This window comes from Hydrogenophaga sp. (assembly GCF_041633695.1).
In the GTDB taxonomy this organism is placed as follows: domain Bacteria; phylum Pseudomonadota; class Gammaproteobacteria; order Burkholderiales; family Burkholderiaceae_C; genus Hydrogenophaga.
Window position 1 is genome coordinate 1 of sequence record NZ_JBFJMY010000291.1, and the last position, 5344, is coordinate 5344.

The window sequence follows — 5344 nt, forward strand, 5'->3', positions numbered from 1 at the left end:
CGTCCAGAAAGCGCTTGAGTCCAGAACCCAAGGCGGTTAATCTGCGCTTGTCTGTCCCTGCGACAGATGTTGGTCGGTGAGGTGCTTACCCACCTTCCGGCCCCATCGGAAGCAATCTCTTGCTTCCAGGCTGGAGAGACATCAAACTCCCTCCGCCAAACCGACGGCAAGTGCATATTTGCCCGCCGTCAACCCCGGAGGGTTCAGCCCGCCGGGGTTTCTTTTTTGGGGCTCCCAAGACGGCTGCCAAACCGGATCGGTTCGGCGACACTGGCGCCATGCGCACGCAAGCTCCCACACCCAACCCACCCGCCGACACCGTTCGCCGCCTCTGGTTGCGGCGCCTCACCTGGTCCGTCGCGGCTTTGCTGGCCGTGTGGTTGCTGGCTTGGCTGTTGATGCCACCCTTGCTGAAATGGCAGTTGCAAAAACAGGCCAGCGCCTTGCTGGGCAGGACGGTCACGGTCGAGAAAGTGGATTTCCGGCCCTGGACGCTGGAACTCACTTTGGAAGGGCTGCGGGTGGCCGACGCGGCGGGCACGGGCGAGCAGTTTTCGGTCGGGCGCGTCTACGCCAACGCAGAATTGCAGTCGCTGCTGCGCCTGGCGCCCGTGGTGGACGCGATCCAGGTGGAACGGCCCCGCTTGTATGTGCGGCACCTGGGCGAAGGCCGGTACGACCTGGATGATGTGCTGGCACGCTTGAATCAACCCAGTGAGGAAGACGCCTCTTCGTCTGCGCACTTTGCCTTGTTCAACATACACCTGAGCGGCGGCGAGGTGGATTTTGTGGACGACCGTGTGAACCACGTCCACCAACTCCGGGCGCTCAGCTTTGATCTGCCGTTTCTGAGCAATTTGGACTCGCGGCGCGAAGTCGTGACCCAGCCGCGCCTGGCGTTTGTGCTGAACGGCAGCGCCTTCGACAGCCAGGCCGCCAGCACCCCGTTTGCCCAGAACCGAGAGACCGAAGCCAGCATCCGCATCCCGGCGCTCGATTTACAACCCTATCTGGCGTATTGGCCGGCGCAGTGGCCGCTGCGACCGGAAGCCGGCGTCCTGGATCTGGCGCTCAAGCTGCAATTCGAATGGCAGCAAGCGCCACGTGTCTCGGTGTCGGGTGCCGTGGGTCTGAGCGACTTTCGCATGCACGAGGTGGCTGCAGACGGCACCGTTCGCGATGGGCTGTCGTTTGAGCGCCTGGAGGTGCAGGCACAAGCGGTGCAAATTTTTCAACGGCGCGCCGATCTGCGTTCGATACAGCTGGTGGCGCCGCGCTTGTCGCTGTCGCGCGATGCGGCTGGCCAGACCAACATACAGCGCCTGGTTGAGCGCTTCGGCGCCCTGGCGCCGACCCCACCCGGCCCGGCGGCGCCGGGTGCGCAGGTGGGCCAGGCCCCAGCGCCTCGGAGCGACGATGCGGCCTGGCAGGTGGCGGTGGAGCGGGTGGCGCTGGAGCGCGGCGAACTGCTGTGGTCCGACGCGGCCGTTCAACCGAGCGCTCAGCTGACCCTGGGCGAACTCCAGGTGGGCATGACCGGGCTGAGCTGGCCGATGCAAGCGCCGGTGCCCTTCGAGGCTTCGGCGTTGCTGGGCCAGACGCCTTTGAGCTTGTCGGGCAGCGCCACCGACGTGGCGGCCAGTGCCACCCTGGCGCTGGGCGAATTTCCTCTGGGCGCGCTTGCGCCTTATCTGGCGCAGGTGCTCAAGCCGGGCCTGGACGGGCGTGTGCAGGGCGACGCGGCGCTGGAATGGAAAGCCGCGCAAGGCACAGCACCCATGTCGCTGCTGCTGCGCGCGCCACAGGTGGACTTCAACGCCTTGCGCCTGGGCACGCCCAAACAGCCACTGGCGAGCCTGGAGCGGCTGCATATAGAAAACCTGGCCTTGGATCTGGTGCAGCGCACCGTGGCGATTGAAAAGACGGTGTTGACGCGCCCGATCATTCCCTTGGAGCGGGATGCCGAAGGGCAGTGGATGGCACAGCGGTGGATGGTGCCGTCGCAGGCGCAACCTCGACCAGCCGCGACCCCGGCGTCCGAGAGCCCGTCCGAGCCCTGGAAGCTGCTGCTTTCCGATCTGCAGATCGAAGCAGGCGCCGTTACCTGGAAGGACGCGCTGCCTGCGCGTCCGGTGCACCTGGTGTTCAGCGCTTTGAAGCTGCGCTTGCAGAACCTGCGGCCGTTGGACGGGCAACAGGTGGCCATGCCGGTGTCGTTGGCTCTGCGCCTGGGCGCGGGCCAGGCCAGCCAGGCAGACCCTGGGCGCCTGGATTTCACCGGCTCGCTGCGCCTGCCGTCCCCCGTGCCGTCAGGCAAAGAGTCGCTGTTGGTGCGTGGCAAGCTGCAGGCCGAAAGCCTGCCGGTGCACGCGCTGGAGCCGTATTTTGGTGACCAGCTGAACATGGAACTGCTGCGCGCCGACGCCAGCTACAAGGGCACGCTGGAAGTGGGTTTGCCGCCGCAGGGTTTGGCGCTGAAGCTGGAAGGCGATTTGGCGCTGGACGAGTTTCGCGCCAATACGCGCTCACCCAGCGAAGACTTGCTGGCCTGGAAGTCGCTCGGCCTGCGCGGTTTGCGGGTGGGTCTGCAGCCGGGTGCTGCCACCCAAGTGCAGGTTGCAGAAACCGTGTTGAGCGACTATTTCGCCCGCATCATCGTGGACGAGACTGGGCGCATCAACTTGCAGGGGCTGGTCAAAAGCGAGCCGGCCACGGGTACCGGTACGGTCGTCGCTTCGAGCACCGCCGCCGATCCAGCAGCAGGTCCGCCCGCCGACATCCGTTTCGGGCCGGTCAGTCTGGTCAATGGTCGCGTGTATTTTTCAGACCGCTTCATCCGTCCCAACTATTCGGCCAACTTGAGCGAACTCACCGGAGCCTTGAGCGCCTTCAGCAACGCCAGCACGCCCACCGGGGGCACGCCACAGCTGGCCGACCTGCGCTTGCGCGGCCGGGCAGAGGGCACGGCCTCGCTGGAGATCGTGGGCAAGCTCAATCCGCTGGCCCAGCCGCTGGCGCTGGACATCAAAGGCGAGGTGCGCGATCTGGAGTTGCCGCCGCTGTCGCCCTACAGCGTCAAATACGCCGGTTACGGCATGGAGCGCGGCAAGCTCAGTGTGGACGTGTCTTACCGCATTGAGCCGAACGGCCAGCTCAGCGCCAGCAACCAGATCATCCTGAACCAGTTGCGTTTCGGCGAGCGGGTGGCGGGCAGCGAGGCACCCAATCTGCCGGTCAAGCTGGCGGTGGCTTTGCTGGCCGATCGCAACGGCGTGATCGACATCAACCTGCCGGTGAGTGGTTCCATCAACGATCCGCAGTTCCGTCTGGGCCCTGTCATCTTTCGGCTCATCTTCAATCTGATCGGCAAGGCTTTGACGGCGCCTTTTTCGCTGTTGGCCAGCGCGCTGGGTGGCGGTGGCGACGAACTCAGCCAGGTCGCTTTTGCCCCGGGCCGCGCGCAACTGGACGACGAAGCCAAGAAGCGGCTGGATCTGGTGGCCAAGGCGCTGGCCGACCGGCCCGCTTTGCAGCTGACGGTGGTCGGGCACAGCGATCTGGAGGCGGAACGCAGCGCTTACCAGCGCGCCCGCCTGGACGAGCGGGTGCTGGCCGAGAAGCGCCGCCTGCAGGTCCGCGCCGGCCAGGCGGTGAGCGCGACGCTGGCGGTCAGCCCCGCCGAATACCCGGCCTTGCTCAAGGCGGTGTATAGCCGGGCAGACGTGCCCAAGCCACGCAACTTCGTTGGAATCGCCAAGGACATTCCGCAGGCCGAAATGGAAAGCCTGCTACTGGCCTCTGTGCCGGCGGAAGAAGACGCCATGCGCGAGCTGGCGGTGGCGCGCGCGGTGGCGGTGAAAGATTACATGGCCCAGCGCGAATTGCCCGAGGCGCGCATGTTTCTGGGGGCTCCCCAGCTCAAGGCAGCGGGTGGGTCCTGGAAGCCGCAAGCGGCGCTGGAACTGGCGCCGCGCTGAAGGCTGGGCGCCCTGTCTAGAGTGGACAAGCACGGGGGGTGTTCAGCGGCATTCAACAACGGCGACAATATGGAGATAGCGGCGTCATCCCGGCGCGGCCTGCTGTCTGCCCATTTGTTTTTGTATGTCGCTGTTTTCCCTGCGCAAATCCACGTCCTCAACCGCCGAACCCGTCGTGAACACGCCACCACCCAAATCCGCCGCACCCCACCCACTGGACGCCCCGACCGGCGGGGCCTTCTCTGCACCCACCTCGGGCGAGCGGGCCGCGCGCATCCGCGAGTGGCTGCTGACCGAGCCAGAGCTGGAGCTGATGAACGAGGTGTTCAAAGAGTTGTCGCACCGCGACCGGGGCGCGGCCAAACCGCTCAAGGAAAAGCTCGATGAACTCAAGCGCCAGAAAGCGCAAGAGAACATCGCAGCGGAATGGGCACAAAAAGCCCGTGTGCTGCTCGACCATTCGCGCCTGAACCTGGCCGACGCCATGGCCTGGCAGCGCGACGCCGCGCGCGCTGGTGCCCCGCTGTCGCGCGAACCGCTGGCGGCCTTGAAGCAGGAACTGAGCGAGCGCATCAAAGCGATCGAAGACTTGCAGCACCGGGTGCAGGTGGAGCGCGAGTCTGCCGTGCTGATCGCCCAGCGCATCGAAGTTTTGTCGACCAAAGCCTGGCGCGAAGCGCAAAGCAGCGCCGAAGTGTTGCGTGCCGATGTCGCCCATTGGCAGCAGCAAGCAGGCCAATTGAGCGAAGAACCGTTGTGGCCGAGTGTGGAGCCCAAATTCCCGCCGATGTTGGACGGCTCGCGCAACCAGTTGCAACTGGTCTGGGAAGCGTTTGAAGCGGCGCTGCAGCAAGCTGTGGCCGCCGATGCCAATCCCCAGGCGCCCCTGCCGGCCGTGCCGGTGTGGGCCGACGAACTGCGTCTGGCGCGGGGCGAAGAAGCCGCCATACCGGCCGAGAAAGCCGCTCACCAGGCCAAGGTCAGCCAGGAGAAGCGGGCCAAGGTCGCGGCCGATCTGGATCAAGCCCTGGTGGTGCTCGAGCGCGAGTTGGCCGAAGGTCACGGCAAGGCCACGCCCAAGGCCGCAGCCGACGTGCGGGCCGTGCTCAAGGCGCACAGCCGTTTGATCGGGCCGGAACTGGAAGCCCGCGCCCACGCCGCGCTGGGGCAGGCGGGCGAACTCGAAGGTTGGCAAAAATGGCGCGCCGACCAGTTGCGCGAAGAGCTGGTTGCCAAGGCCGAGGCCTTGCTCGCGCCCCCCGAAGGGCAGCGCATGGGCGGGCGCAAGATGCAGGAAACCCTGCGTGGCTTGCGAGATCAATGGAAAACCACCGACCAGGGCGGCCAGCCGAACCACGCGCTGTGGA

Annotated in this window: 1 protein-coding gene and 1 pseudogene; both read left to right on the forward strand. The window is 66.0% G+C overall.

What is annotated here, in order from left to right; genetic code table 11:
• Positions 1 to 278 precede the first annotated feature (278 nt).
• Positions 279 to 3977: a DUF748 domain-containing protein gene (locus tag ABYB95_RS16230; RefSeq protein ID WP_372659601.1), complete on the forward strand. Its 3699-nt coding sequence runs from the start codon at positions 279 to 281 to the stop codon at positions 3975 to 3977.
• A gap of 124 nt (positions 3978 to 4101) precedes the next feature.
• A pseudogene (locus ABYB95_RS16235) lies at positions 4102 to 5344 on the forward strand (DUF349 domain-containing protein); the annotation flags it as partial.